Source organism: Kitasatospora sp. NPDC048540 (assembly GCF_040651175.1).
Classification (GTDB): domain Bacteria; phylum Actinomycetota; class Actinomycetes; order Streptomycetales; family Streptomycetaceae; genus Kitasatospora.
Genome location: NZ_JBEZIR010000044.1, coordinates 25,885 through 52,121 on the forward strand (window position 1 = coordinate 25,885; position 26,237 = coordinate 52,121).

22 protein-coding genes are annotated in these 26,237 nt (G+C 75.6%); 10 read left to right on the top strand and 12 right to left on the bottom strand.

Annotated features, from left to right (window positions below; genetic code table 11):
• Nucleotides 1-89 precede the first annotated feature (89 nt).
• The 10 genes from AB0D08_RS19015 to AB0D08_RS19060 all read right to left on the bottom strand — a co-directional run bounded on the left by AB0D08_RS19015 (nt 90) and on the right by AB0D08_RS19060 (nt 11,031).
• Nucleotides 90-1,589 (bottom strand): hypothetical protein, encoded by a 1,500-nt coding sequence (locus AB0D08_RS19015; protein WP_359890065.1) that lies wholly within the window; start codon nt 1,587-1,589, stop codon nt 90-92.
• 270 nt (nt 1,590-1,859) lie between these two features.
• Nucleotides 1,860-2,633 (bottom strand): hypothetical protein, encoded by a 774-nt coding sequence (locus tag AB0D08_RS19020; protein ID WP_233289116.1) that lies wholly within the window; start codon nt 2,631-2,633, stop codon nt 1,860-1,862.
• 199 nt (nt 2,634-2,832) lie between these two features.
• The gene (locus tag AB0D08_RS19025) at nt 2,833-3,630 is read right to left on the bottom strand and encodes a type III pantothenate kinase (RefSeq protein WP_033821633.1); all 798 of its coding nucleotides are present in this window, start codon (nt 3,628-3,630) and stop codon (nt 2,833-2,835) included.
• Nucleotides 3,631-3,657: 27 nt separating this feature from the next.
• Nucleotides 3,658-4,638 (bottom strand): carboxylating nicotinate-nucleotide diphosphorylase, encoded by a 981-nt coding sequence (nadC, locus tag AB0D08_RS19030; protein ID WP_359890068.1) that lies wholly within the window; start codon nt 4,636-4,638, stop codon nt 3,658-3,660.
• Between the two features lie 53 nt (nt 4,639-4,691).
• Nucleotides 4,692-6,362 carry an L-aspartate oxidase gene (locus tag AB0D08_RS19035; protein WP_359890071.1) on the bottom strand — a complete coding sequence of 557 codons (1,671 nt, stop codon included), beginning with the start codon at nt 6,360-6,362 and terminating at the stop codon, nt 4,692-4,694.
• Nucleotides 6,363-6,378: 16 nt separating this feature from the next.
• On the bottom strand, nt 6,379-6,855 hold the full coding sequence (gene panD / locus AB0D08_RS19040) for an aspartate 1-decarboxylase (protein WP_033821637.1): 477 nt from the start codon (nt 6,853-6,855) through the stop codon (nt 6,379-6,381).
• Between the two features lie 91 nt (nt 6,856-6,946).
• The gene (gene panC / locus AB0D08_RS19045; RefSeq protein ID WP_033821638.1) at nt 6,947-7,849 is read right to left on the bottom strand and encodes a pantoate--beta-alanine ligase; all 903 of its coding nucleotides are present in this window, start codon (nt 7,847-7,849) and stop codon (nt 6,947-6,949) included.
• Entirely contained in the window at nt 7,849-8,796 is a 948-nt protein-coding gene (locus AB0D08_RS19050) for a DUF2520 domain-containing protein (protein ID WP_051812906.1), read from the bottom strand. Before AB0D08_RS19050 ends, panC begins: the two co-directional genes overlap by 1 nt.
• Nucleotides 8,797-9,092: 296 nt before the next feature.
• A complete protein-coding gene (locus AB0D08_RS19055; protein ID WP_033821639.1) occupies nt 9,093-9,782 on the bottom strand; it encodes a response regulator transcription factor in 690 nt (229 codons plus the stop codon).
• Between the two features lie 49 nt (nt 9,783-9,831).
• Complete coding sequence (locus AB0D08_RS19060; protein WP_033821640.1) at nt 9,832-11,031, bottom strand: sensor histidine kinase; 1,200 nt, start codon at nt 11,029-11,031, stop codon at nt 9,832-9,834.
• A 105-nt stretch (nt 11,032-11,136) separates the two neighbouring features.
• Between AB0D08_RS19060 and AB0D08_RS19065 the strand changes: the two genes are divergently transcribed.
• Together AB0D08_RS19065 and AB0D08_RS19070 are read left to right on the top strand one after the other, a co-directional pair.
• Complete coding sequence (locus AB0D08_RS19065; RefSeq protein ID WP_359890075.1) at nt 11,137-12,141, top strand: SAM-dependent methyltransferase; 1,005 nt, start codon at nt 11,137-11,139, stop codon at nt 12,139-12,141.
• Nucleotides 12,138-13,301, top strand: a complete 1,164-nt coding sequence (locus tag AB0D08_RS19070; protein WP_033821642.1) for an NADH-quinone oxidoreductase subunit D — start codon at nt 12,138-12,140, stop codon at nt 13,299-13,301. The genes AB0D08_RS19065 and AB0D08_RS19070 overlap by 4 nt, the downstream gene beginning before the upstream one ends.
• Nucleotides 13,302-13,608: 307 nt before the next feature.
• Here AB0D08_RS19070 and AB0D08_RS19075 read toward each other — a convergent pair whose 3' ends face one another.
• Nucleotides 13,609-14,514, bottom strand: a complete 906-nt coding sequence (locus tag AB0D08_RS19075) for a hypothetical protein (protein WP_359890078.1) — start codon at nt 14,512-14,514, stop codon at nt 13,609-13,611.
• A 242-nt stretch (nt 14,515-14,756) separates the two neighbouring features.
• On the opposite strand from AB0D08_RS19075, the gene AB0D08_RS19080 reads away from it, so the two are divergent.
• From AB0D08_RS19080 to AB0D08_RS19090, 3 genes are read left to right on the top strand one after another with little or no spacing between them, the layout of a single operon-like run.
• The gene (locus tag AB0D08_RS19080) at nt 14,757-15,095 is read left to right on the top strand and encodes a hypothetical protein (RefSeq protein ID WP_149038313.1); all 339 of its coding nucleotides are present in this window, start codon (nt 14,757-14,759) and stop codon (nt 15,093-15,095) included.
• A gap of 60 nt (nt 15,096-15,155) precedes the next feature.
• Complete coding sequence (locus AB0D08_RS19085; RefSeq protein WP_359890081.1) at nt 15,156-18,317, top strand: toxin glutamine deamidase domain-containing protein; 3,162 nt, start codon at nt 15,156-15,158, stop codon at nt 18,315-18,317.
• Complete coding sequence (locus tag AB0D08_RS19090) at nt 18,314-19,609, top strand: SUKH-4 family immunity protein (protein ID WP_359890084.1); 1,296 nt, start codon at nt 18,314-18,316, stop codon at nt 19,607-19,609. The genes AB0D08_RS19085 and AB0D08_RS19090 overlap by 4 nt, the downstream gene beginning before the upstream one ends.
• Before the next feature lie 21 nt (nt 19,610-19,630).
• On the opposite strand, the gene AB0D08_RS19095 is transcribed toward AB0D08_RS19090, so the two are convergent.
• A complete protein-coding gene (locus tag AB0D08_RS19095) occupies nt 19,631-20,386 on the bottom strand; it encodes an alpha/beta hydrolase (protein ID WP_033820086.1) in 756 nt (251 codons plus the stop codon).
• 173 nt (nt 20,387-20,559) lie between these two features.
• Between AB0D08_RS19095 and AB0D08_RS19100 the strand changes: the two genes are divergently transcribed.
• From AB0D08_RS19100 to AB0D08_RS19120, 5 genes are all read left to right on the top strand, one after another.
• Complete coding sequence (locus AB0D08_RS19100; protein WP_033820087.1) at nt 20,560-21,516, top strand: Ppx/GppA phosphatase family protein; 957 nt, start codon at nt 20,560-20,562, stop codon at nt 21,514-21,516.
• A gap of 476 nt (nt 21,517-21,992) precedes the next feature.
• Nucleotides 21,993-22,796, top strand: a complete 804-nt coding sequence (locus AB0D08_RS19105) for a sugar phosphate isomerase/epimerase (RefSeq protein ID WP_082527181.1) — start codon at nt 21,993-21,995, stop codon at nt 22,794-22,796.
• A 109-nt stretch (nt 22,797-22,905) separates the two neighbouring features.
• Nucleotides 22,906-23,670, top strand: a complete 765-nt coding sequence (locus AB0D08_RS19110) for a class I SAM-dependent methyltransferase (RefSeq protein WP_359890088.1) — start codon at nt 22,906-22,908, stop codon at nt 23,668-23,670.
• 119 nt (nt 23,671-23,789) lie between these two features.
• A complete protein-coding gene (gene ilvD, locus AB0D08_RS19115) occupies nt 23,790-25,634 on the top strand; it encodes a dihydroxy-acid dehydratase (protein WP_033825310.1) in 1,845 nt (614 codons plus the stop codon).
• A gap of 91 nt (nt 25,635-25,725) precedes the next feature.
• A complete protein-coding gene (locus AB0D08_RS19120) occupies nt 25,726-26,232 on the top strand; it encodes a hypothetical protein (protein WP_033825309.1) in 507 nt (168 codons plus the stop codon).
• The last annotated feature ends 5 nt before the right edge of the window (nt 26,233-26,237 follow it).

Below are 26,237 nucleotides of genomic sequence, written 5' to 3' on the forward strand. Positions count from 1 at the left end.
CACAAGGGTAGCCAGCCGAACGGCCGCTCCCGTCAGCGGATGGGGCGCCGCCCCGGCCGCGTCGCACGGACCCGGCCGGGGCGGGCCGGTCACTCCTGGCGGGCGGCCGTGGCTTCCGCCGGGGCGGTGGCGGCGGGCGGCACCGAGCCGTGCGGCCGGGCGTCCAGCCGCAGGGTCACGCTGTCGTTGCCGGGGTTGTGGTCCCACGGCATCGAGGTGGCCGGGTGGCCGTCCTGCTCCCCGAACTCGTTGTGCAGGCGGACCACGGCCGCCAGCCCGGCGGCCGGGTCGGCGGCGAGGGTGAAGGCGAAGGCGGACCGGTGGCCGGTGGGGATCCAGCTGTCGACCTCGCAGCTGTACAGGGCGGTGCCGGGGTCGGTCTCAAGCCAGGGTGTCCGGTGGCACCGCGGGTCCGCCGCGACCACGGTGATCCGCCGGTCCAGGGCGACCTGGACGTCGACCGGGGAGCTCCCGGAGTTGCCGCCGCCGCCGATCGAGGCCGGCCCGCGGTTGTGCAGGCCCACCGTCAGGGTGCCCCGGCCGGGGGCGGCGGTGTCCGGCGCCCAGGCGCCGAGCGCGCGGAAGTCCGCGCTGTGCTCGACCGGGGCGTACAGGCCGGTCCAGGACTGGCCGCCGTCGGCGAGGTCCGCCACCGGGGTGGTGCCCGGTGCGGGGACCGGCGGCTTCCCGGTGGTCAGCCGGGGGCCGTTGGCCGGGCCGGCGGTGAAGCGGTAGTGGGTGCGCAGCCAGGAGCCCGTCTCGAAGGCGGCCGGGCGGAGCAGGAGCTGCGCGCTCGCACCCGCGGAGTCCCGGGTGATCCGGAGCCCGAGCGGGTCCAGCCGGACGGTCTCGCCCGGGGCCACCGGGGAGTCGACGGTGCACAGCACGGCCCGGTCCGCCGGGCCGGGGTAGGGGTCGGGCTCGGCACGCTCGCCGTACTCACAGTTGCGGTACTTCTGCCTGAACGCGACGCCGACCGGCTGGACGAACGCGACCACCAGCCGGGGGGCGGTCAGCTGCCCGTGGTTGGTGATCTCCAGGACGGGTGACCAGGGGTCGCCCGGCTTCAGCCCGGCCGGCGCGGTCACCTCCGCCGCGGTCAGCCGGGTGCCGCCGACCACCACGCCGGTGGTGAGGGCGGCCGAGCCGCCGTCGGAGACCGCGGTGGTGCGGACGGTGCCGGTGGTGCCGGGTGCGGCGGACGGCTCGGGGACCAGGTCCAGGTACACGGAGCGGGTGAGGGAGCCGTCGATCCGCACGTCGCAGTCGACCACGGCGGCGGTGGTGGTGCAGGTGGCGTAGCTGCTGCTGGTGCTGACCGCGGCCAGGCGGGCCGCGCCGCCGAGGGCGGCGGTGTCGATGGTGACCTTCGCCTGCGCGGTGGTGCCGCCGGGGAGGCCGAGGTCGAGTTGCAGCCGGGCCGGTCCCTGGTCGGCCGGGCGGTCCGGGTCCAGGGCGAGCACGGCCGGGCCGTGCAGGGCGGGCGCGGGTCCGGCCGCGTGGGCGGGTGCCGCGGTGGCCGCCGCGGCGGCGGTCAGCAGCAGTGCGGTGAGCGGGGCGAGAGCTGGTCGATGGCGTCGGATGTGCACGGATTCCCCCGTCCGTCCGGTGGTCGCACCCCGGATGGGGCGCACGCCGACGGTAGGGCTGCGCGGTGTGTCCGGTGGGGGAAATCAATGGGCGGATATTCCGGCAAAGGGGCCCGAAGGCGGGCGGCGACGGCCCGGGCCGTGACCTGACCGATGCTCAACCCGGGCCGTGGATACGACGTCTGGCGTACCGGGGGGCGGGATCCGCCCGGGACGTGCGCGGGGGAGGCCCGGTGTGCGGACCTCCCCCTTGCGCCGGGTGCGGGCGGCTCAGCCGGTGCCGGTGGCCAGCTCGGCCTCCTCCTGCGGCGCGGTCCGGTCCGCGGGGCGCGGGCGGCGGCCGAACAGTTCGGCGGGGGTGGGCATCCGGCGCGGCTGGTGGGTCTGCTTGTCGTGCGGACCCGGCTTGCCCTGGGTGGCCGGCCGGCCCGGCTGGGGGCGGCCGGCGGTGGTGATCTGGGCGGACTGGGCGGAGTTGCTCATCGGGATCCGTCCTCCAACTGGGTGGTCCGCGGTGTCGGGGGCCGCGGCGAAGGTGGGTGCGGCGGCCTGGTCGGGCACCGCCGTCAGGTGGCGCGCACCGGTGCCGAGCGAGAGCCGCTCGCGGACCTCGGCCTCGGCGAGCGCGTGGCAGCGCCCGGCCAGCCGGGACCGGCGGGAGCGCTCGGCCGGACCGCAGGGCCTGCGGGTGAGGGACCGCAGCGCCGCGAGGTCGTCGGGGGACGGCAGGTAGCCGTCCGCGACGGCCTCCTCCAGCCGTTCCAGGTAGCCGGCCGCGCTGCCGGGCAGGGCGGCCCGGTAGCGGGCGAGGTCGGCGAGCAGGAACGCCCGCAGCCGGCCGCCCTCCGCGACGGCCTCGTCGATCGCCTCGGTGAGGTACAGGGCCTCCTGGACGTCCTCGGCCCAGAGTTCGGGCACCGGCGCGGGCGGCCGGAGGCGGTCGGGCATGGCCGGGTGGAGGGCTTGGGCGAGGGCGCGGCGCAGCACGCGGACTTCGTCGGCGCTGAACGCCATGCCGCCGCGCGATCCGTGAGGCGTAGGCATGCGCTGACCCTACGTGACGAATATCCGATTTGTCGGGAGCGTCGGATCAAGAACCCACGTTTGGCCCGACGGCCGCCCGGGTGCCCGTCCCGGGGCCCGGCGGCCCGCCGGACGGCCGCTCCCGTCCGGACCGGCAGTCTCCGAACCACCGGCCGGGCGGCCCCGGCGGCCCGGCGCAGGACCGGGCGCCGGAGCGCCGTCAGGCCGCGGTGGCCGGGCGGTTGCGCTCGAAGATCAGCCGCAGGCCGATCAGGGTGAGCCAGGGCTCGTGCACGTCGATGGTCTCGGCCTCGCCGAGCACCAGCGGGGCCAGCCCGCCGGTGGCGATCACCTGGACGTCGTCCGGGTCCTTGGACAGCTCCCTGGCCATCCGGTTGACCAGGCCGTCGACCTGGCCGGCGAAGCCGTACAGGATGCCCGACTGCATCCCCTCGACGGTGTTCTTGCCGATCACGTTGCGCGGCCGGGCCAGCTCGATCTTGCGGAGCTGGGCACCGCGCATGCCGAGCGCCTCGACCGAGATCTCGATCCCGGGCGCGATCGCCCCGCCGACGTAGTCGCCGCGCTCGTTCACGGCGTCGAAGGTGGTCGCGGTGCCGAAGTCGACCACGATGCACGGGCCGCCGTAGAGGTGGTTGGCCGCCAGCGCGTTGACGATCCGGTCCGCGCCGACCTCCTTGGGGTTGTCCATCAGCACGTGCACCCCGGTCTTCACCCCCGGCTCCACGATCACCGCGGGGACGTCGCCGTAGTACCGGCGGGTCACCTCGCGGAGCTCGTGGAGCACGGCGGGCACCGAGGAGCAGATCGCCAGCCCCTCCACCCGGTCCGAGGCGGAGACGATGGGGTGCGCACCCATCAGTCCCTGCATCAGCACCGCGAGTTCGTCCGCCGTGCGGCGCGGGTCGGTCGAGATCCGCCAGTGCTCGACGATCTCCTCACCGTCGAACAGGCCGAGCGTGGTCTGGGTGTTTCCGACGTCGATCGTGAGGAGCATGGGGTGCTTTCTGGCTCGGGCGAGAGGTCAGGCGCGGAGGTCCAGGCCGATGTCCAGGATCGGCGAGGAGTGGGTCAGGGCGCCGACGGCGAGGTAGTCGACACCAGTGTCGGCGACCTCGCGCGCGGTGGCCAGGGTCAGACCGCCGGAGGCTTCCAGCTTCGCCTTGCCGGCCACCAGCGCGACGGCCTGCTTCAGCTGCGCCACGGTGAAGTTGTCCAGCAGGATCAGGTCCGCCCCGGCGTCCAGCACCGGCTGGATCTGCTCGACGGTGTCGACCTCCACCTCGACCGGCAGCTCCGGGTAGAGCGCCTTGACGGCCTTGAACGCCTCGGCCACCCCGCCGGCCGCCACCACGTGGTTGTCCTTGACCAGCGCCGCGTCCGACAGCGCCATCCGGTGGTTGGCCCCGCCGCCGCAGCGGACCGCGTACTTCTCCAGCGAGCGCAGGCCCGGGGTGGTCTTGCGGGTGTCGCGGACCACCGCCGAGGTGCCCTCCAGGGCGTCGGCCCAGGCCCGGGTGGCGGTGGCGATGCCGGACAGGTGGCAGAGCAGGTTGAGCGCCGAGCGCTCGGCGGTGAGCAGGTCGCGGGTACGGCTGCGGACCGAGAGCAGCACCTGGCCGGCCTCCACGGCGGCGCCGTCCTCGACGTGCCGCTCGACCTCGAACTCCTCCTCGCAGACCAGCGAGACCACGGCCTCGGCGACCCGCAGGCCCGCCACCACACCGGCCTGACGGGCCGTGAAGTCGGCGGTGGCGACCGCGTCGGCCGGCACGGTGGCGACCGAGGTGACGTCCTCGCCGCCGGCCAGGTCCTCGGCCAGCGCCAGCGAGGCGATGTCCTCCACCTCGACCGGGTCCAGGCCGGCCTCCTCCAGCAGCTCGGCCAGCGCCGGGTCCAGCCCGGTCTCGTACGCCTCGCCGTCGCCGCAGGCGCAGCCGTCGCCGCAGCCGCCCTGGTCGGCCAGCGGGAGGTCGGCGTGCTCGTGGTCGTGGTCGTGGGTCATCGGGTGCTCCTTGCGGGGGTTCCCCGGCGGCGGCCGGGCGGAGGACGAGGGGGTTACTGGGGCTCGACGGTGCTGACGGGGGTGCCGTCGGCGGCGAGGACGGTCACCAGGTGGCGCTGCCAGTGCGGGTCGTCGCGCTCCGGGAAGTCCTCCCGCCAGTGGCAGCCGCGGGTCTCCGCGCGCTGCGCGGCGGCGGCCACCAGGGCGGTCGCGACCAGGTGCAGGTTGGTGGCCTCCCAGGTCTCCACCCGCGGGTCGGCGGGCTTCTCCTCGGCGGCGTGCGCCAGGGCGGCCCCGGCCAGGGCGGCCAGCCCGGCGGCGGTGGCGGCCATCGAGGCGGCCGAGCGCAGCACGCCGGCGCCCCGGGACATCAGCCGCTGGACGTCGGCCCGCGCCTCGGGCGCGAGCAGCGGTACCGGGTGCGCGGCGCGGGCGCCCGCCACGTCGACCGCCCGCTCGGGCAGCTCGCCGGCGTGGTGCCGGGCGGCCAGGTCGGCGGCGATCCGCTCGGCGAAGACCAGCCCCTCCAGCAGCGAGTTGGAGGCCAGCCGGTTGGCGCCGTGCACGCCGGTGCAGGCCACCTCGCCGCAGGCGTACAGGCCCGGGACGGTGGTGCGGCCGTGCAGGTCGGTGCGGATGCCGCCGGAGGCGTAGTGCGCGGCGGGAGCGACCGGGATCAGGTCGGTGACCGGGTCGATGCCGTGCGAGCGGCAGGACGCCAGGATGGTCGGGAAGCGCTCGGCCCACATCGCGGCGCCGAAGTGGCGCCCGTCCAGGTACATGTGCTCGGCGCCGGTGAGCTCCATCCGCCGGGTGATCGCCTTGGCGACGATGTCCCGCGGCGCCAGCTCGTTCAGCTCGTGCTGCCCGACCATGAAGCGCACGCCGTCGGCGTCCACCAGGTACGCGCCCTCGCCGCGGACCGCCTCGGAGACCAGCGGCTGCTGGCCCTCGGCGTCCGGGCCGAGCCACAGCACGGTCGGGTGGAACTGGACGAACTCCAGGTCGGTCACCTCGGCCCCGGCGCGCAGCGCCAGCGCCACGCCGTCACCGGTGGAGACGGCCGGGTTGGTGGTGGCGGAGAACACCTGGCCCATGCCGCCGGTGGCCAGCACCACCGCCCGGGCGCGGATCGCGCCGACGCCGTCGCGCTGGCCCTCGCCCATCACGTGCAGGGTCAGGCCGGCCGCGTGGCCCGCCGCGTCGGTCAGCAGGTCGAGCACCAGCGCGTGCTCGATCAGCTCGACGCCCGGGTCGGAGCGCACCGCCTCGACCAGCGCCCGCGATATCTCCGCACCGGTGGCGTCGCCGCCGGCGTGCGCGATCCGGCGGCGGTGGTGACCGCCCTCGCGGGTCAGCAGGATCTCGCCCTCGTCGTCCTTGTCGAAGGCCGCGCCGGTGGCGATCAGGTTCCGGACCGCGTCCGGGCCCTCGGTGACCAGGGTGCGCACGGCCTCCTCGTCGCAGAGCCCGGCACCGGCCACCAGGGTGTCGGCGAGGTGCTGCTCGGGGGTGTCGCCGGGCCCCAGGGCGGCGGCGATGCCGCCCTGGGCCCAGCGGGTGGAGCCGTCGTCGAGCATCGCCTTGGTGACCACCATGGCCCGCAGGCCGGCCTTGCGGGCGTTGAGCGCGACGGTGAGGCCGGCCACCCCGGAGCCGACCACGACGACGTCGGTGGTCGTGGTCCAGCCGGGGGCGGGAGCGGTCAGGCGGTACGACGACATGGCTTCACTTGCTCCTTCAGTGCGCGGCGGTCGGGGCCGCGCCGTCGGCATCACGGTACGCGCCCCGGCCCGGCGACGCGGGGGCCCCCAGGTCCCCGCGCAGCAGGCCGCTGCCCTCGGGGGCGTCGGCGGCGTCCGGCCCGACCGAGGTGACCCGGTTGGCGGCGTCCACGAACACCACCTTCGGCAGGTACGCCTTGGCCTCGGCGGTGTCCATCTGCCCGTAGGCGATCAGGATCACCAGGTCGCCGGGGTGCACCAGGTGGGCGGCGGCGCCGTTGATGCCTATGACGCCGGAGCCGCGCGGGCCGGCGATGGTGTACGTCTCCAGCCGGGCGCCGTTGGTCACGTCGACGATGTGGACCAGCTCGCCGGGCAGCAGGTCGGCCGCGTCGAGCAGGTCCTCGTCCACCGTGACCGAGCCGACGTAGTGCAGGTCGGCCTGGGTCACGGTGGCCCGGTGGATCTTGGACTTGAGCATGGTGCGGAGCATCTGGTCACGCCTCCTGTGAGTGCATGCCTACTTCGGCTACGGGGGTGGGTACTGCGGGGTGCGGGGACTGCGGGTGGGGCCTGGGCCGTGTCTAGCGGACGATGATGCGGACGTTGTCGATCAGGCGGGTGGAACCCACCTTCGCGGCCACGGCCAGCACCGCCTCGCCCTGGAAGTCGTCCGGCGCCTCGGTGAAGGTGTCCGGGTCGATCAGGGCGAGGTAGTCGAGGGCGACACCGTCGGCGGCGTCGAGGGCGGCCGCCGCGGCCTCGCGGACGGCCTTCGGGCCCTGCGCACCGGCGTCCCGCCCGGCGAACAGCGCCCGGGACAGCGCCAGCGCCTGCCCGCGCTCGGCCTCGGACAGGAACCGGTTGCGCGAGGACAGCGCCAGGCCGTCCTCCTCCCGGACGGTCGGCACGCCGACGATCTCCACGTCGAAGTCCAGGTCGGCCACCATCCGCTGGACGATCGCCAGCTGCTGCGCGTCCTTCTCGCCGAAGAACGCGAAGTCCGGGTCGGTGATGTGCAGCAGCTTGGCGACCACGGTCAGCATGCCGTCGAAGTGGCCGGGGCGGGACGCGCCCTCGAACCGCTCGCCCATCGGGCCCGCGGCCAGGCGCACCAGCGGCTCGCCGTTCGGGTACATCTCCTCGGTGGTCGGCGCGAACACCACGTCCGCCCCCGCCTGCTCGGCCAGCCGCAGGTCGGCGGCCAGGTTGCGCGGGTAGCGGTCCAGGTCCTCGCCGGCGCCGAACTGGAGCGGGTTGACGAACACCGTCACCGCGACCCGGCCGTCCCGGCCGACCTGCTTGCGGGCGGCCCGGATCAGCGCGGCGTGGCCCTCGTGCAGCGCGCCCATGGTCATCACCACCGCGTTGTCCACCGGCTGCTCGTCCGGCCAGAAGGCCGCCTCGAAGTCCGCCACGGTGTGCGTGAGCTCGGCCTTGTGGTCCTTGGGCGCCGGCTTGCCGCCGCGCTGGTTCTTGCCCGCCATCAGTGCTTCTCCTCGTTCAGTACGTCCAGCAGGGCCGCCGCCGGCTCTGCTGCCAGAGACCCGCCGCGGACCGCCCGCTGTGCGGTGGCCCGGGCCATCGCGCGGTACGCCTGCCCGATGTCCGGGGCCACCGTAGCGAGCTGGTCCAGGTGCCGGCGCACGGTGCCGACGTCACCGCGGGCGACCGGGCCGGTCAGGGCCGCGTCGCCGGCCCGCAGGGTGTTGTCCAGGGCCGCGCCGAGCAGCGGGCCCAGCAGCTGCCCGGGCTCGGCCACCCCGGCCGAGCGCAGCAGCTCCATCGCCTGCGCGACCAGGGTGACCAGGTGGTTCGCCCCGTGCGCGAGCGCCGTGTGGTAGAGCGCCCGGACCTGCTCCGGCACCCACTCCGGCTCGCCGCCCATCTCCACCACCAGGGCCTCGGCCACCGGCCGCAGTTCCTCGGGCGCGGTCACCCCGAAAGGGCAGCCGGCCAGCCGGGCCACGTCCACCGAGGTGCCGGTGAAGGTCATCGCCGGGTGCAGCGCCAGCGGCAGCGCGCCGGCCCGGGTGGCCGGCTCCAGTACCGCGGCCCCGTGCGCGCCGGAGGTGTGCACCACGATCTGCCCGGGCCGCACCGCGCCGGTGGCGGCCAGCCCGGCCACCAGGTCCGCCAGCGCGTCGTCCGGCACCGTCAGCAGGACCAGGTCGGCGGCGGCCAGCACCTGCGGCGGGGAGACCAGCCGGACCCCCGGCAGCAGCGCCTCGGCCCGGCGCCGCGAGGCCGCGGACACCCCGGACGCGGCCACCACCCGGTGGCCCGCCAGCTGCAGTGCCGCGCCCAGCGCGGGACCGACCCGGCCCGTCCCGACCACACCCACGGCGAGGCGGGCGGGGCGGTTCCCCGGGTCGAGCGGGTCGCCGAAGGGGTCGGCCGCGGCGGGAAAACCTGCGTGGTCGGAGGTGCTCACGGCTCGGCCCTCGTCCTTAACTTCCGTTCCAGTCCTCTGCGGGTACCAGACGTACCGCGTCATTCTACGGCCGCCCCCGCGACCGCCCGGGCACCGCCCGGTCACCCGAAGCGGTGGCTCGCAACGGCAGCTGTTCCCCGCCGGGGCGGCCGCTGCCACGATGGGTCCATGGCAGCAGGGACCACGGGAGTACCCGGTGTCCGGGCCGGCCCCCGGACCGTCCGCGGGCGCCGCGCGACCCCGGCGCGGCGCGGACGACGAGCAGCTGGGGGCGGTCGCGCCGGGCGGGTGACGGCTCAGTCGGTGGCGCCCGCGCGGATCAGGCCGGCCTCGTAGGCGAGGACGACGGCCTGGACGCGGTCGCGCAGCCCGAGCTTGGCGAGGATCCGGCCGACGTGGGTCTTCACGGTGGCCTCCGACAGCACCAGCCGGGCGGCGATCTCGCCGTTGGACAGGCCCTGGGCGACCAGCAGGAAGACCTCGCGCTCGCGCTCGGTGAGCGGGCCGAGGGTGGTGGGGCCGGGCGCGGAGGCCGGGGTGGGGAGCACCTCGGCGAAGCGGTCGATCATGCGCCGGGTGGTGGTCGGCGCGACCACCGCGTCACCGGCGTGCACCGACCGGATCGCGGCGACCAGCTCGGTCGGCGGGACGTCCTTCAGCAGGAAGCCGCTGGCCCCGGCCTTGAGCGCGGCGAAGGCGTACTCGTCCAGGTCGAAGGTGGTCAGGATGAGCACGTGCGGGGCGCCCTCGACGGGCGTGCCGTCCTCGCCCAGGCAGATCCGGCGGGTCGCCTGGACGCCGTCCAGCCGGGGCATCCGGACGTCCATCAGGATCACGTCCACCTGGGTGGTCCGCAGCCGCTCCAGGGCCTGGGCGCCGTCGCCGGCCTCGGCCGCGATCTCGATGTCGCCCTGCGACTGGAGGACCATCCGGAAGCCCGTGCGGAGCAGTTCCTGATCGTCCACCAGCATCACCCGGATGGTCACGTGAGACTCCTTGTCGCTCGGTCGCCGTCGCTGCTGCGCCGGCCTGACGCTACTTGGCCGGCTTGAGGGGGAGGACCGCCCGGATCCGGAAGCCGCCGCCGGGCCGGGGGCCGATGTCGAGGCTGCCGCTGACCATGCCGACCCGTTCGCGCATGCCGATCAGACCATGGCCGTGGCCGTCGGCACCACCGTCGACCAGTTGCTCGGCGGTCGACCCCCGGCCGTCGTCCTCGATCAGGACCTCCAGGTCCCGCTCGCGGAAGTCGACCGCCACCCGGGCCCTGGCCCCGGGGCCGCCGTGCTTGCGGACGTTGGTCAGCGCCTCCTGCACGATGCGGTACACCGTCAGCTCCAGACCGCGCGGCAGCCCCCGCTGGTCGCCGGTGGCGGTGAACTCCACCGGCAGGCCGGCGGTCCTGACCTGCTCCAGCAGGTCCGGCAGTTCCTCGACGCCGGGCTGCGGCACGTACTCCTCGGTGGTGTCGGCGGTGCGCAGCACCCCCAGCAGGCGGCGCATCTCCACCAGTGCCTGCCGGCCGGTGGCGGCGATCGTGCCGAGCGCCTCCTTGGCCTGCTGCGGGGAGTTGTCCAGCACGTACGCGGCGCCGTCGGCCTGGACGATCATCACCGAGACGTTGTGCGCGACCACGTCGTGCAGTTCGCGGGCGATCCGGGCGCGCTCCGCCGCGACCGCCACCTTGGACTGGGCGTCGCGCTCGCGCTCCAGCCGCGAGGCCCGGTCCTCCAGCTCGATCAGGTACGCCCGCCGTACCCGGGTGAGCCGGCCCCAGGCCCAGCACAGGATGAACGGGGTGGTCATCAGCGCGGCCAGGAACAGTGCCCGCGGGAAGTCCTGCGGCGAGTCGCTGTGGTCGGCCCCGGTGGCGAACCGCCACACCGTCAGCGGCCCGGCCGCGACCCCGGCCGCGAGCATCAGCCGGGACGTCCACGGGGTGCCGAAGGCGGCGCCGGTGTACGCGAAGATCAGGTAGCCGATGCTGGAGAAGCTCGGACTGACGTTGAACGCGATCTGTGACAGACCCAGCAGGACGGCCAGCGCCGAGGTGGCGTCCGGGTTGCGCCGCCGGAACACCATCAGCAGCGGAATCGCGAGCGCGACCAGGACGCCCGGGAGCTCCTGACCGTCCTGTTCGACCGCCGCCAGCACGCCGAAGAAGAGGACCGGCAGCGCCCAGGCGGAGTCCACCACCATGGGGTGTCGGCGGAGCCAGGCGTTGAGTCGATGCACGATTCCAGCCTAGGGAGTCGCCCGGCCGCTCCAGGTCCGCCGGGAGGGCGATCCGCTCTACTCCGCAGGGTGGAGACGCCCCCGACTTCGGTAACGTCCCCGGACATGGACTGGATGCGCTGGCGGCCCGCCATGGAACGGGCCCTGTACGGGATGGACGGCGGCTTCTACCGCAGGCCGGAGGGCCCGGCGGGCCACTTCCGGACGTCCGTGCACGCATCACCCCGGTACGCCGCGGCGGTGGCCCGTCTGCTGGCGGGGGTGGACGAGGCGCTCGGCCACCCCCCGGAGCTCGCCTTCGTCGACGTCGGCGCCGGGCGGGGCGAGCTGACCGCCGGCGTGCTGGCGGCCGCCGGGCCGGACCTGGCCTCCCGGCTGCGCCCGTACGCGGTGGAGCTGGCCGCTCGCCCTGCCGGGCTGAGCGAGGCGGTGGTGTGGACGGACCGGGTGCCGCAGGGGGTGCAGGGCCTGCTGTTCGCCAACGAGTGGCTGGACAACGTGCCGCTGGACATCGCCGAGCGCGGCGAGGACGGCGTGCTCCGCTACGTCGAGGTCTCCGCCACGGGCGAGGAGCGGCCGGGCCCGCCGGTGGCGCCGCAGGACGCCGACTGGGCCGCGCGCTGGTGGCCCGATGGGGACCGGGTGGAGCTGGGCGGGCCCAGGGACCGGTCCTGGGCGGCGGCCGTCGGCGCGCTGGAGCGCGGGCTGGCGGTGGCCGTCGACTACGCGCACACCAGGGCCGCGCGGCCGCCGTTCGGCACGCTGACCGGGTTCCGCGGCGGGCGGGAGGTGCGGCCGGTGCCGGACGGCGGCTGCGACCTGACCGCGCACGTCGCGCTGGACTCGGCGGCCGTGCCGGCTGTCCACAGCCTGTGGACGACCCAACGGGAAGCGCTCCGCGCGCTCGGCGTGCACGGCGCGCGCCCCCCGCTCGCGCTGGCCTCCAGCGATCCGGCCGGCTACCTGCGCGCCCTGTCCGGTGCGGGCGAGGCCGCCGAGCTCACCGACCCCGCCGGTCTGGGCGGCTTCGGCTGGCTGGCGCAGGCCGTCCGGATGCCGGTACCGCAGAGCCTGGCCGGGCTGCCGGGATGGCAGACTCTCACCCCATGAGGGAGACCACGGTCGGCATCGGCGCAGGCGCGCAAGAGCTCACCAGCGAGCTGGGCACCAGCGACATGGTGCTCAACATCGGACCGCAGCACCCGTCCACGCACGGCGTGCTGCGGCTGAAGCTGGTGCTGGACGGCGAGCGGATCGTCGCCGCCGAACCGGTGATCGGCTACATGCACCGCGGCGCCGAGAAGCTCTTCGAGGCCCGGGACTACCGGCAGATCATCATGCTGGCCAACCGGCACGACTGGCTGTCCGCCTTCGCCAACGAACTCGGCGTGGTGCTCGCCGTCGAGCGGATGCTCGGCATGGAGGTGCCCGAGCGCGCGGTCTGGATCCGGACCATGCTCGCCGAGCTCAACCGGGTCCTCAACCACCTGATGTTCCTCGGCTCGTACCCGCTGGAGCTGGGCGGGATCACCCCGGTCTTCCACGCCTTCCACGGCCGCGAGGAGCTCCAGCACGTGCTGGAGGAGGCCTCCGGTGGCCGGATGCACTACATGTTCAACCGGGTCGGCGGCCTCAAGGAGGACCTCCCGGCCGGCTGGCTCGGCCGGGTCCGGGCCGCCGTCGCCACCGTCCGCTCGCAGCTGCCGGTCTTCGAGGACCTGGTGCTCGGCAACGAGATCTTCCGCGGCCGTACGGCCGGGGTCGGCGTGCTGTCCGCCGAGCACGTGCACGCGTACGGCGTCAGCGGGCCGATCGCCCGGGCCAGCGGTGTCGACTTCGACCTGCGGCGCGACGAGCCGTACCTGGCGTACGGGGAGCTCGCCGACGTCCTCACCGTGGTCACCCGCGAGGAGGGCGACTGCCTGGCCCGGTTCGAGTGCCTGCTGGAGCAGACCGCCAACTCCCTCGACCTCGCCGACGCCTGCCTCGACCGGCTCGCCCAGCTGCCCCCCGGGCCGGTCAACCTGCGGCTGCCCAAGGTCCTCAAGGCCCCCGAGGGCGAGACCTACGCCTGGACCGAGAACCCGCTCGGCATCAACGGCTACTACCTGGTCTCCCGCGGCGACAAGACCCCCTGGCGCCTCAAGCTCCGCTCCGCCTCCTACAACAACATCCAGGCCCTCACCGAACTCCTCCCGGGCACCCTGGTCGCCGACATGGTCGCCATCCTCGGCTCGATGTTCTTCGTCGTCGGCGACATCGACAAGTAACCCCGGCACCCCTCCAGGGGCGCGAGGAACCGCGCGAGCTCGGAAGGCCGAGTGCCGCCACCTACCCCCTGGCGGTAGCCCCCAGGGGCGCGAGGAACTGCGCGAAGTCGGAAGTCCGGCCGCCGCACCTACCCACCGCCGGCGCGGGGCACCTCCTCGGTGCCCCAAGAGCCGCTGGCACCACCCTGCCGGGGGCACCCCTCCAGGGGCGCGAGGAACTGCGCGAAGTCGGAAGTCCGGCCGCCGCACCTACCCACTGCCGGTAGCCCCCCACCGCCGGTGGCTCCCCCCACCGCCGGCAAGCCCCCTACGCCAGGTCGGCCGGGTGCGGCGCCAGGTTGCGGTCGGCGCCGGCCGCGATCCGCTGTTCGCAGAGCCGGACCAGTTCCCGGTAGCCGGCCGGCCCCATCAGCTCGGTGAGCTCGGGCCGGTAGCTGACGTACACCGGGTCCGGGGCGTTGTGCGCCTCCGGGCTGCCGGTGCACCACCAGTGCAGGTCGTGGCCGCCCGGCCCCCAGCCGCGGCGGTCGTACTCACTGATGGTGACCTGGAGGTACCGGGTGTCGTCCGGGCGGTCGATCCAGTCGTACGTGCGGCGCACCGGCAGCTGCCAGCAGACGTCGGGCTTGGTCTCCAGCGGCTCCTTGCCCTCCTTGAGCGCGAGGGTGTGCAGCGCGCAGCCGGCCCCGCCGGCGAAGCCGGGGCTGTTGAGGAACAGGCAGGCGCCGTTGACCCGGCGGGTCTGCCGGTCGCCGTCCTCGTCGAGCATGGTGATGCCGCCGTCGACCTTGAGCCGGCCCTTGGCGTCGGTGCCGTGCTCGAAGTTCTCCCAGGTCTCGGGGGTCAGCCGGGCCGCGTGGCCGATGACCCGCTGCTCGTCGTCCTCGTCCGAGTAGTGCGCGCCGAGCGTGCAGCAGCCGTCGGAGGCGCCGCGGCCCGGCCGGATGCCGTGGCAGCCCTTGCCGAAGATGCAGCCCCAGCGGCTGGTCAGCCAGGTGAGGTCGCAGCGGAAGACCTGCTCCTCGTCGGCCGGGTCGGCGAACTCGACCCAGGCGCGGGCGAAGTCGAGCGGTACCTCGGGCCGGACCGTCGGCGGGGCGAGGTCGACCAGGACCGGGCCGGTCTGGCCCTTGACGGCCTTCGGCCTGTCCCGGTCCTTGTCCTTCTTGGACTTCTTGTCGGACTTCGCGCTCTTCACCGTCTCTGCTGCCACCTTGCAAGGGTAGGCCCTCGAACAGCGGAGACCGGCCGGTCCGCGGGTGCTTTCGGCCTGGTGCGCCGGACTCCCCGCCGTGGCCGCATGCGCCTGCCGCACCGCCGTTCGCCGCCCCCGGCTCGTGAAACGGCTGTGAAAACGGCGCCCCGTACCTGCGGTGCCCCCGGGCCCGGGGCCTAGGATGGCGGCCGCCGGGGGAACGGCGACGACGCGCCAGCGGGGACGGGGGAGACGGTCGGATGGCGGACAGGGTAGTGATCAAGCCGTGGGAAGTCCACGGCGAGGGGCGGGAGTTCGAGTCGATCTCGGCCGAGTTCGGGCGGGCCGCGGCCGAGCTGGAGGACGGGCTGGCCGGACTCGGCACCCCGTGGGGCCAGGACGGGCCGGGCAGCGGGTTCGGCACGGCGTACGGCGAGGCGCGCGAGGGCGTGCTGGCCGGGCTGCAGGGGCTCGCCGAGCGGCTCGGCGCGGTCGGCGGCGGGCTGCACGCGATGGCCGACAACGCGGACCGCAACGAGGCCGGCGTCCGGGCGGACTTCAGCCGGCCGGGAACCACGGCCGGGCCGCACCCGGTCTGAGCCTGAACAGCCGGGCCACCGACGACCCGTAGAGACACGACCGCAGAGGGGGACGCACGCGTGTCCAGGAAGCTTCCGGAGGAACTCGCCCCGGCGCTGGCGAGGACCGGCCACCAGTGGCCCGAGGCCGACGAGGACGGGCTGCGCCGGGCGGCGGGCCTGTGGCGGGAGTTCGGCGTGGAGTCCGAGCGGCTCGGCCGCCGCGGCGCCGACTCCGCGCACCGGGTCACCGGGGAGAACGAGGGCGCCGCGGTGGACGCGTTCGCCGAGCACTGGCGTGGTTTCAGCGGCGGAGGCCGCGGCCACCTGGACGACGCGCACACCGCCGCCGAGGCGATGGCCGGGGCGCTCGACAAGGCGGCCGGCGCGGCCGAGCACTGCAAGGCCGAGCTGATCACGGTGCTGACCGAGCTGGCCGAGCAGATCCAGCGGGCCGACGCCGCCGAGGCGAAGGCCGCCGCCACCGTCGAGCAGGCCGGTCCCGGACTCGAAGGCATGGTCGGCAAGTTGGTCGGCGCGGTCAAGGGCGCGCTCGCCGAGGCGGGCGAGGACGCGGCGGTGGAGTCGGCGACCCGGCGGGTCGCCGGACTGCTGGAGGAGCTCGGCCGCCAACTGCGCGACGCCGTCCGGGCCGCGGTCGAGGAACCGGCCGTCACCGCGCTGGAGCGGATCGCCCAGGCCGACGGCCGCGGTCTGCACGGTGAGGCCAGGGAGCACAGCGCGGCCCGCGAGTCGGGCCAGTTCACCGGGCCGCTCGGCAAGGCCGCCGGGGGTGCGGTCGGCGGCGCCGCCGCGGTCGCGGGGGTGCGCGGACTGTCCGCGGCGGTCGACGCCGACGGCCGGGTGCTCACCGACCGGGCCGGCAACCCGGTGCTGCTCGACTCCGAGGGCAAGCGGGTCACCGGCGTCGAGGGCGTCTCGGTGGCGACGGACGAGCAGGGCCGCCCGGTCCTCGGCGAGGACGGCCGGCCGGTGCTGCTGGGCGCCGACGGGCAGCCCGTCACCGGCCTGGCCACCGGTGCGGACGGCCGCCCGCTGACCGACTCCGAGGGACGTCCGCTGACCGTGGCCGCCGACGGTCACCTGGGTGCCAGCGGGCTGACCCTGGCCGTCGACCGGGACGGGAACCCGCTGCTGGACGCCGCCGGCAAGCCCGTGGTGACCGGCCCCGACGGCCACCCGGTCGGCGACCTGGCCACCGACCGGCACGGCCACCTGCTGACCGGGCCCGACGGCAAGCCGGTCGAGCTGGGACCGGACGGCAGGCCCGTCGACGTCGGACCGGACGGCGAACTCCCCGGCGGGCCGGGCGCCGACCAGGACCCGCGGCTCGGGAAGGACGGCCGCCCGCTGCCGGGCGCCGACGGCCGCGCCGTCCCGCTCGGCCGGGACGGCCGGCCGCTGCTGACCGCCGACACCGGCCCGCTCGGCGGCCCGCTGTCCGGTACCGGCCCGCTGACGGTCACCGCCGCGGCCGCCGGGGGGCTGACGGTCACCGCGGCCGCGGGCGACGGGTCGGCCGTCCCGGACGACGGCCTCGACGGCTACCGGGACGAGCCGCTCGCCCCGCGTACCTCCGCCGGATCGCACCACCAGAGCTACCAGCAGACGTACGCGGCCGCGGCCGCCGAGCCGGACGGCTACGACCTGCGGCCGTCCGCCGCGCCGGTGCACCACGCGGTGCCGTCGGTGCGCACCGACTCGGTCCTGGTCGACCCGCCGGTGGTCCCGCTGAGCGCTCCGGACTCCTCCGGGGGCTACGCGGGCGGCTACGGCGGGGGCGGCCACCGCGGCGCGGAGCCGCCGCTGTCCGCGGGCGGCTCGCTGTCCGGAGGCGGTGGCGGATTCCAGCTCGGCCCGGTCGGCGGCACGTCGGCCGCCCCGGCGCCGCTCCCGTCCGCACCGCCCACCCCCTCCGTCTCCGCCGCGGGCCCGCTCTCCGGCACGCCGTCGGGCGGCATCGCCGGCACCGGCGGCGGTGCGGTCGGCGGCGGTGCGGTCAGCGGCGGTGCGGCGGGCGCGCCGGTGGGCGGCGCCCTGACCACCCAGCCGGTGGCCGGCCAGCCCGGAACGGGCCAGCCGGGTGCCGCTCAGCCGGGTGCCGCCGGTCAGTCCGGAGCCGCCGGTCAGCCGGGGGCCGCGGCCGCCGTGGTCGGCGGCCAGGTACCGGGCGGCGGCGCGACCGGGGCGCGTGCCTCGGCCGGTGCGCCGCTCCCGGGTGCCGCCGTCGGCAGCGGTACCGCGCAGGGCGGGCCGGCCGGCCAGCCGGGTACCGCGGCGCCGATCCGGATCGGACCGGAGGGCGGGTACGAGCTGCGCCGGCGTACCGAGGGCCAGGAGGCCGGGACGTCCGGCGCCTCCCCGCTCGGGGCCGTGGTCCCCGGGCAGGTCGGCGCGGTGTTCCTGCTGGCCCGCTACGGACGCCCGGCGCCCGAGCACGCGGTGGCCGCCCCCGCACCGGAGCGGACCGTCGCCGACAGCCGCCCATACGGCCTGCCGGGCGGGCTCGGTGCGGTCGACCCGGCGCACCAGGCCGAGGTGGTCCGCCGCACCACCGTGCCCGAGGACGGCTCGCTCGACCTGCGCGACGACTGGACCGAGTCGCTGAACGGGGGCGGGCCGCGCGAGGCGGGCCGCGCCAACAACTGCGTCGACGTGGCGCTCTCGGCGGTCGACACCTACCTCGGCCACCCCACCTGCTCGGCGCCCCGGCTGCCGGACGGCCCGGCCGGGGAGCGCGGCGGCCGCGACCGCGCGGAGCACCAGCTCGGCACCCGCTTCCACGACCTCGGCGCCGGACCGGACGGGGCGGCCCGCCTCGCACAGGTCCTGCTCGCCTCGGGGGCGGGCGCGCAGGCGGTGCTGCTGACGCTGGACGAGTTCGGCCGCTCGCACACCTGGAACGCGGTCAACCACGGCGGCGCGGTGCACTACCTGGACCACCAGGAGGCCCGCCGGTCCGCCGAGCCGCTGCACCGCGTCGACCAGGGCCTGTGGGCCATCGCGCTGGACGTGGACGGCCGCCCGCTGGACCTCGCCGAGGTCCGGCCGGCCGCCACCGTGGCGGTTCCCGCCGCCACCCCGGCGCCCGCCGCCACCCCGGCGCCCGCCGCACCCGCGCCGGTGGCCGCCCCGGCACCCGCGCCCGCCCCCGCCCCGCCGCGTTCGCGGCTCACCGCCCACCACAGCCCCGCCGCAGGCCCGAGGAGCACCCGCCGATGATCACCCGTGAGCAGGCCGTCCGGACGGCCCACCGCTGGATCAACGGCGAACTCCCGGACGAGGCGGCCCGGGCGGTGCGCTCGCACGAGTTCGAGCAGGGCTGGGTGGTCTGGCCGGAGCCGTCCCCGGTCCAGGTGGACCCGCTGACCGGCGCCCGCCGGGCCCCCGAGGAGATCGGCGCCGCCTGCGGGGTGGTCGACCGGGTGACCGGTGAGCTGACCGTCTGGCCGTCGGTCCCGGTGGCCACGGTGGTCCGGCGCTACCGGGACCGGCTCGGCGCGGGCGGCTTCGACCCGGTGCTGCCGCCGGTGACCGGCCCGGGCGTGCGGGCCACCCTGGTCCACCGGGACGCCGAGGGCGCGGAGCACACCCTGGTGGTGGACTCCGCCCACGGTCTCGCGCACCCGCTGCTGCGCGGCTGGCAGCAGCTGCGCCGGCAGGGCGTGCAGCCGGCCGACCTGGTCTCGCTCCACTGCGACCTGCGGCCCGGCATGCTGCCCGGCGGCTACTGGGCGTACGTGCTGGGCGTCCAGCTGCCGGACACCCCGATCGGCTACGACCACGCCAACGGGCCCTGGTTCGACCACCGGGCCGAGGGCGCCCGGGCGGCGGCCGCCGGACCGGCCCGGGCGGGCGCGCCCCGGCCGAACCGGGTGCCCTTCCCGGTCGCCGTGCCACCGGCCGTGCCCGAGCCGGCGGCCGACCTGGCGGCCCGGCTGGCGTCGGTGTTCGGCGCGGAGGGCGTACGGCGGTTCGAGCCGGCCGCCGTCCTCGCCGCCGACCTGCCGGAGTCGGTGGCCCGGCTGCTCACCGAGGTCGGCCTGCCCAGGGTGGTGGAGGGGTTCTTCGCCCTGCACCACCCCGAGCCGGACGGGATCGCGGACGGCGGGCGGACCGCGCCGGTGCTGCCCGAGCTGACCGGCTGGCTGGCCGGGCTCGGCCGCGGCGCGCGGGCCACCGCGGCCGCCCGGCAGGGGCTGCTGGGCCAGGTGCTGATCGGCACCGACGGCTGGGCGCTGATCACGGTCGACACCGCCCAGGGCCGGGTCAGGGCGGTCGACCCCGACCTGGCCACCGCCAGGTACTGCAACGCCGACCTGACCGCCTTCACCCGCTGCCTCGCCCTGCTCGCCGACCGGCTGCCGCGGCTGCGCGGCCTCGACGCGCAGAGCGCGGGACCGGCCGTCGCCGAGTTCCAGTGGGCGCTGGCCACCCTCGACCGGACCGTCTTCGACGACCCCGAGAACTGGTGGTCGGTGATCGTCGAGCAGCTCTGGCACGGCCAGCTCTGACGGCCCGGCCGGGCGCGGACCTCACGGCCGCAGGAAGCCCTCCAGCGCGCTGGCGAAGGCGACCGGGATCTCGTGCATCGGGTAGTGCCCGGTGCCGGCCAGCACCTCCAGGGACGCCTGCGGGTAGTGGGAGAGCCAGGTGGCCTGCATGACCGGTTCGGTCAGGGCGAGGTCGTGCTCGCCGATGAAGACCTTCACCGGCAGCCTGCTCCCGGCGACCTCGGCGGCGAAGTCCTGGGTGGTCCAGTCGGTCAGGTAGGCCGCGAAGGCCTCCGGCCGGGAGTCGGTCAGCGACCGCGCGGTCATCCGGTCCAGCCAGACGGAGTTGGCCCGCTGCCCGGTGACCAGGTCGAGGATGGCCCGGCGGTTGGCCGGGCGCCGGGCCGCGCCGTGGAACAGCGCGTGCGCGTCGGCGTCCAGCGGGTAGGCGGAGGCCGGCACCGGGGTGATCCCGGCCAGCCGGTCGACCCGGTGCGGGGCCTCGGCCAGCACCCGCTGGGCCGCCTTCCCGCCCATCGAGTGGCCGACCAGCGAGAACCGCTCCCAGCCGAGTTGGTCGGCCAGCGCCAGCACGTCCCCGGCGATCTCGGCCAGGGTGTGGTCGCCGGGCACGTCGATGCGGTCGCCGTAGCCGCGGTAGTCGAGCAGCGCGTAGCTGAAGGTGTCGCCGTCCAGGTGGTCGAGGAACGGGCCCCAGCCGCGGGTGGTGCCGAACCAGTCGTGCAGCACCACCACCCGGTGCCCGCCGGTGCCGACCATGCGATGACTGATCGTCATATCAACGTCCCCTGAGCAGAGATGGGTCCCCGTCCGATCGTTATTCATCCCCGGGCGGGCGGCCGCCAACCGTCACCGGCACCGCCCGCGGGCCGGGCACCCGCGGGCCGTCCGAACGGAGGACCCGCACAATCGGGCAGGTGAGCGGGCCGGATCGCGTAGCGTGGTCGGTTATGCGACTCGGTGTGCTCGACGTAGGTTCCAACACCGTCCACTTCCTCGTGGTGGACGCCCACCCCGGTGCTGCCCCGCTGCCCGCTTACTCGCACAAGGCCGAGCTGCGGCTGGCCGAGCTGCTGGACGCGGACGGGGCGATCGGCGCGGAGGGCGTCGAGCGCCTGACCGCCATGGTGGCGTCCTCGCTCGCGGTGGCCGAGGACAAGGGAGTGGTGGACCTGCTGCCGTTCGCCACCTCCGCCGTCCGGGAGGCCGCCAACGGCGAGGAGGTGCTGGCCGGGATCGCCGCCGAGACCGGCGTCGAACTGCAGGTGCTCTCCGGCCAGGACGAGGCCCGGCTCACCTTCCTCGCGGTCCGCCGCTGGTTCGGCTGGTCCTCCGGCCGGCTGCTCAACCTGGACATCGGCGGCGGTTCGCTGGAGATCGCCTGCGGCATCGACGAGCAGCCCGACGTCGCCTGCTCGCTGCCGCTCGGCGCGGGCCGGCTGACCGCCCGGCTGCCCGGCGACGTCGCCGACCCGGACGACCTGCGGGACCTGCGCCGCCACATCCGCACCGAGATCGCCCGGGTGGTCGGCGAGTTCGCCCGGATCGGCGCGCCCGACCACGCGGTGGCCACCTCCAAGACCTTCAAGCAGCTCGCCCGGATGACCGGCGCCGCCCCCACCGACGCGGGCGTCCGGGTGCCGCGCCGGCTCACCCGGGCCGGCCTGGCCGCCTGGCTCCCGCGGCTCGGCGCGATGACGGTGGCCCAGCGGGCGCAGATCCCCGGCGTGTCCGAGGGCCGGGCGAGACAGCTGCTGGCCGGCGCCCTGGTCGCGGACGCCGCGATGGACCTGTTCGGCCTCGACGAGCTGGACATCTGCCCCTGGGCGCTGCGCGAGGGGATCATCCTGCGCCGCCTGGACGCGATGGACGGCGCCCCCTTCCACTCCACCGCCCTGACCGGCTGACCCCCGGGCCGGGCACCGCCCGGCCGCGCCCGCGGGCCGACGGCGTGACGCCCGGCACGTCCCATTTGGTCCGCCCGCCGCTTACGCTGTTGCCCGTGGCGGAACCAGCGGACCAGGACGGGGCCCGGCCGGACCGCGCTGCCGGGAAGCGGCAGCCGGGGGCGGGCCGACCGCGGCGCGCGAAGGCCACCGCCGAGCCGGCACCCGAACGGCGCCCGCGCCGCCGCCCGGCCGCGGACCCCGCGCCGCCCGCCGACCCCGGTACCGCCGACGGGCCCGGCAGCGCCGCACCCGGCCCCCGCGGGGCCCGTGCCGCCCGCGCCGCGAAGGCCGTCAAGGCGGTGAAGACCGCCAAGGCCGCGCAGGTCGCCAAGGCGGCCAAGGCCGTCAAGAGCGCCCGGGCCGCCAAGGCCGCCGCCCGCCGGGCCCCGCTGCTGCGCACCACCGACCGCCTGGTGCTGCCGCCCCACCCCGGCCTGCACATCCCGGACACCAAGGTCGCCCTGTCCACCGCCTCGGTGTACCCCGCCAACACCGCCACCGCCTTCGAGCTGGCCGCCCGGCTCGGCTACGACGGCGTCGAGGTGATGGTCTGGAACGACCCGATCAGCCAGGACGTCGAGGCGCTGCGCCGGCTCTCCGACGCCCACCGGATCCCGATCCTGGCGGTGCACGCGCCCTGCCTGCTGATCACCCAGCGGGTCTGGACCTCCGACCCGTGGACCAAGCTGGTCCGGGCCCGGGCGGCCGCCGAGAAGCTCGGCGCGGACGCCGTGGTGGTGCACCCGCCGTTCCGCTGGCAGCGGCAGTACGCCCGGGAGTTCGTCGAGGGGATCCACCGGATGGCGGGCGAGACCGAGGTCAGGTTCGCGGTGGAGAACATGTACCCGTGGCGCTACCGGGACCGCGAGATGCTCGCCTACTCGCCCGGGTGGGACGTCACCGAGGAGGAGTACCGGCACTTCACCATCGACCTCTCGCACGCCGCCACCTCCCGGATCGACGCCCTGGAGATGGCGGGCCGGATGGGCGACCGGCTGGCCCACGTCCACCTCGCCGACGGGGCCGGCTCCGGCAAGGACGAGCACCTCATCCCCGGGCGCGGCAAGCAGCCCTGCGCGGCCCTGCTGGAGCAGCTCGCCCGCACCGGCTTCGACGGCCACGTGGTGCTGGAGGTCAACACCCGCCGCTCCGCCTCGCCCGCCGAGCGCGAGGCCGACCTCGCCGAGGCGCTCGCCTTCACCCGCCTGCACCTGGCCACCCCGGCCCGCCGCCCCTGATCCACCGGCGCGGTCCCCGTCCCCGTCCCCGATCCACGGGCCGGGCTGCGGACCCGGCCCGCCGCACCGGCCCGCCACGTAGGCTGTCCGGATACGGAGGGGGAGTTCCATGACCGGTCTTCAGCACCGCGACTACGCCATGTCCTTCGGCCCGGTGGCCGCCCAGTACCAGGCCCACCGGCCCTCGTACCCGCCGGAGCTGTTCGACGAGCTGGAACGCCTGACCGGCCGCCCGCTGCGCGGCGCGGACGTGCTGGACGTCGGCGCCGGGACGGGCATCGCCACCCGGCTGCTGCAGGCCCGCGGCGCCCGGGTGACGGCCGTCGAACCGAGCGCCGGGATGGCCGCCCAACTGCTCGCGGCGGCGCCCGGTACCCCGCTGGTGCGGGCCGGCGGCGAGGAACTGCCGTTCCACGACTCGACCGCCGACCTGATCACCTACGCCCAGGCCTTCCACTGGACCGACCCGGCCCGCGCCGTCCCGGAGGCGGTCCGGGTGCTGCGCCCCGGCGGCGCGCTGGCCGTGTGGTGGAACCACCCCGACAGCAGCGTCCCGTGGCTGGCCGCCTCGCGCGACCGGCTGGTGGCCGCGCTCACCCCGTACCACCCCCACGTCCGGCCGGACAGCACCGCCGAGCCGCTGGCCGAGCACGGCCTGCGGCTGGCCGAGGCCGAGCTGGCCTGGGAGCGCCGCACCACCGTGGACGGCCTGGTCGCCGAGTTCGGCTCCCGCTCGCACTTCGCGGTGCTGCCGGCCGAGGTCAGGGACCGGATCCTGGCCGCCGAGCGGGCCGCCCTGCTGGCCAAGTTCCCGGACGGTTGGGTGCTCCAGCCTTGGCGGCTCACCCTCTCGGTCGGCGTCACCGCCGGCTGACCGGATCGCGGACGCTCCGTCCGCCGGCTGGACCGGGAGCGTACGCTCGGTAGCTACAGCGCGCCGCACCCTCCCACCAGCGCAGCGGCCGCCAGCAGCCTCCGAAGGAGTGGAGCACAGTGCCCGAGCTGAAGTCCCGTACGGTCACCCACGGTCGCAACATGGCAGGCGCCCGCGCGCTCCTCAGGGCGGCCGGCGTAGCCCGGGAGGACTTCGGGAAGCCGATCATCGCGGTGGCCAACTCGTTCACCGAGTTCGTGCCCGGCCACACCCACCTCCAGCCGGTCGGCCGGATCGTCTCCGAGGCGATCAAGGAGGCCGGCGGCATCCCGCGCGAGTTCAACACCATCGCGGTCGACGACGGCATCGCCATGGGCCACCACGGCATGCTCTACTCGCTGCCCTCGCGCGACCTGATCGCCGACTCGGTCGAGTACATGGTCTCCGCGCACTGCGCGGACGCGCTGATCTGCATCTCCAACTGCGACAAGATCACCCCCGGCATGCTGATGGCCGCGCTGCGCCTCAACATCCCGACCGTGTTCGTCTCCGGCGGTCCGATGGAGGCCGGCCAGGCCGTCCTGGTCGACGGCACCGTGCGCAAGCTGGACCTGGTCAACGCGATCTCCGACGCCGTCAACGAGAACGTCTCGGACGAGGACATCGCGATCATCGAGGAGAACGCCTGTCCGACCTGCGGGTCCTGCTCGGGCATGTTCACCGCCAACTCGATGAACTGCCTCACCGAGGCGATCGGCCTGTCGCTGCCCGGCAACGGCTCCACGCTGGCCACCCACACCGCCCGCCGGGCGCTGTACGAGGACGCCGGCCGCACCATCGTCGACATCACGAAGCGCCACTACCACCAGGACGACTACACCGTCCTGCCGCGCTCGATCGCCACCCGCGCCGCGTTCGAGAACGCCATGGCGCTGGACATCGCGATGGGCGGCTCGACCAACACCATCCTGCACCTGCTCGCCGCCGCCCAGGAGGCCGAGCTGGACTTCGACATGCGCGACATCGACGCCATCTCGCGCAGGGTGCCGTGCCTGTCCAAGGTGGCGCCCAACGGCAGCTACTACATGGAGGACGTGCACCGGGCCGGCGGCATCCCCGCCATCCTCGGCGAGCTGTACCGCGGCGGGCTGCTCAACGAAGGCGTGCACACCGTGCACTCCGACTCGCTCGCCGAGTGGCTGAAGACCTGGGACATCCGCGGCGGCTCGCCGTCGCCGACCGCCGTCGAGCTGTTCCACGCCGCCCCCGGCTGCGTCCGCTCGGCCACCGCCTTCTCGCAGTCCGAGCGTTGGGACAGCCTGGACACCGACGCCGCCGGCGGCTGCATCCGCAGCGTCGAGCACGCCTACTCGGTCGAGGGCGGCCTGGCCGTGCTGTACGGCAACCTGGCCGAGGACGGCTGCATCGTGAAGACCGCCGGTGTCGACGAGTCGATCTGGACCTTCAGCGGCCCGGCGGTGGTGCTGGAGTCACAGGAGGACGCCGTCGACGCGATCCTCACCAAGCGGGTCAAGGAGGGCGACGTGGTGGTCATCCGTTACGAGGGCCCCAAGGGCGGCCCCGGCATGCAGGAGATGCTCTACCCGACCTCCTTCCTCAAGGGCCGCGGTCTCGGCAAGGCCTGCGCGCTGATCACCGACGGCCGGTTCTCCGGCGGCACCTCCGGCCTGTCGATCGGCCACGCCTCGCCCGAGGCGGCCTCCGGCGGCACCATCGCGCTGGTCGAGGACGGCGACCTCATCGCCATCGACATCCCCGGCCGCTCGGTCGAGCTGAAGGTCTCCTTCGAGGAGCTGCACGAGCGACGGCTCAAGCTGGAGGCCGAGGGCGGCTACCGCCCGAAGAACCGGGTCCGCCCGGTCAGCGCGGCCCTCAAGGCGTACGCCGCGATGGCCACCTCGGCGGACAAGGGCGCCGTCCGCGACGTCAGCAAGCTCGGCTGACCCCCGTACCCGCGCGGTGTGACGGAGCCGTCCCCGGCCGGGGACGGCTCCGTTCGTGGTCCGGCCGCGTCGTCGGGCCATAATCGGAGCCGTGGACGACACACGGAGCACCCCAGGCACCGACGGCCCCCGGCCCGAACCGATCCGCTGGTACGGCACCAGCTGGGTCGAGCGAGGCACCGGCTACCGGGTACGCCGGGTGCTGGTCCCGCTCGGCGCGCTGCTGTGCGTGGCGGCCGGTGCCCTGGTGCTGCGCCTGGCCGTGTCCGGGGTCGCGATGTCCGACGCCGGCGGCTTCGTGAACCTGCTGCTGACCGGCGCCATCGCGATCTGCTCCGCCCTGGCCGCGGTCCGCACCTGGAAGGTGCTCACCGAGGGCCGCGCCGCCCTGACCGGCTGGATGACCGAGGACCGGTCGCTCGGCGCGGTCTGGATGATCGGCGGCGTCGGCGCGCTGGCCGCGTACTTCGTCCGCAGCCTGGTCGAGGCCCCGGGCGAGAGCCTGCGGCGGGCCGAGCACGAACGCGCCCTCGCCCAGCACGCGCGGCGCCGGGACGCCGCCTCCGCCGGGCGTCCCGGCCGCAAGCGGCGCGGCTGACGCCC

Coding starts and splice junctions, on each gene's coding strand:
- AB0D08_RS19020 (WP_233289116.1), bottom strand. CDS start 2,633: ATGCCTACGCCTCACGGATCGCGCGGCGGCATGGCGTTCAGCGCCGAC.
- AB0D08_RS19025 (WP_033821633.1), bottom strand. CDS start 3,630: ATGCTCCTCACGATCGACGTCGGAAACACCCAGACCACGCTCGGCCTG.
- nadC (WP_359890068.1), bottom strand. CDS start 4,638: ATGACCCACGACCACGACCACGAGCACGCCGACCTCCCGCTGGCCGAC.
- AB0D08_RS19035 (WP_359890071.1), bottom strand. CDS start 6,362: ATGTCGTCGTACCGCCTGACCGCTCCCGCCCCCGGCTGGACCACGACC.
- panD (WP_033821637.1), bottom strand. CDS start 6,855: ATGCTCCGCACCATGCTCAAGTCCAAGATCCACCGGGCCACCGTGACC.
- panC (WP_033821638.1), bottom strand. CDS start 7,849: ATGGCGGGCAAGAACCAGCGCGGCGGCAAGCCGGCGCCCAAGGACCAC.
- AB0D08_RS19065 (WP_359890075.1), top strand. CDS start 11,137: ATGGACTGGATGCGCTGGCGGCCCGCCATGGAACGGGCCCTGTACGGG.
- AB0D08_RS19070 (WP_033821642.1), top strand. CDS start 12,138: ATGAGGGAGACCACGGTCGGCATCGGCGCAGGCGCGCAAGAGCTCACC.
- AB0D08_RS19080 (WP_149038313.1), top strand. CDS start 14,757: ATGGCGGACAGGGTAGTGATCAAGCCGTGGGAAGTCCACGGCGAGGGG.
- AB0D08_RS19090 (WP_359890084.1), top strand. CDS start 18,314: ATGATCACCCGTGAGCAGGCCGTCCGGACGGCCCACCGCTGGATCAAC.
- AB0D08_RS19095 (WP_033820086.1), bottom strand. CDS start 20,386: ATGACGATCAGTCATCGCATGGTCGGCACCGGCGGGCACCGGGTGGTG.
- AB0D08_RS19100 (WP_033820087.1), top strand. CDS start 20,560: ATGCGACTCGGTGTGCTCGACGTAGGTTCCAACACCGTCCACTTCCTC.
- AB0D08_RS19110 (WP_359890088.1), top strand. CDS start 22,906: ATGACCGGTCTTCAGCACCGCGACTACGCCATGTCCTTCGGCCCGGTG.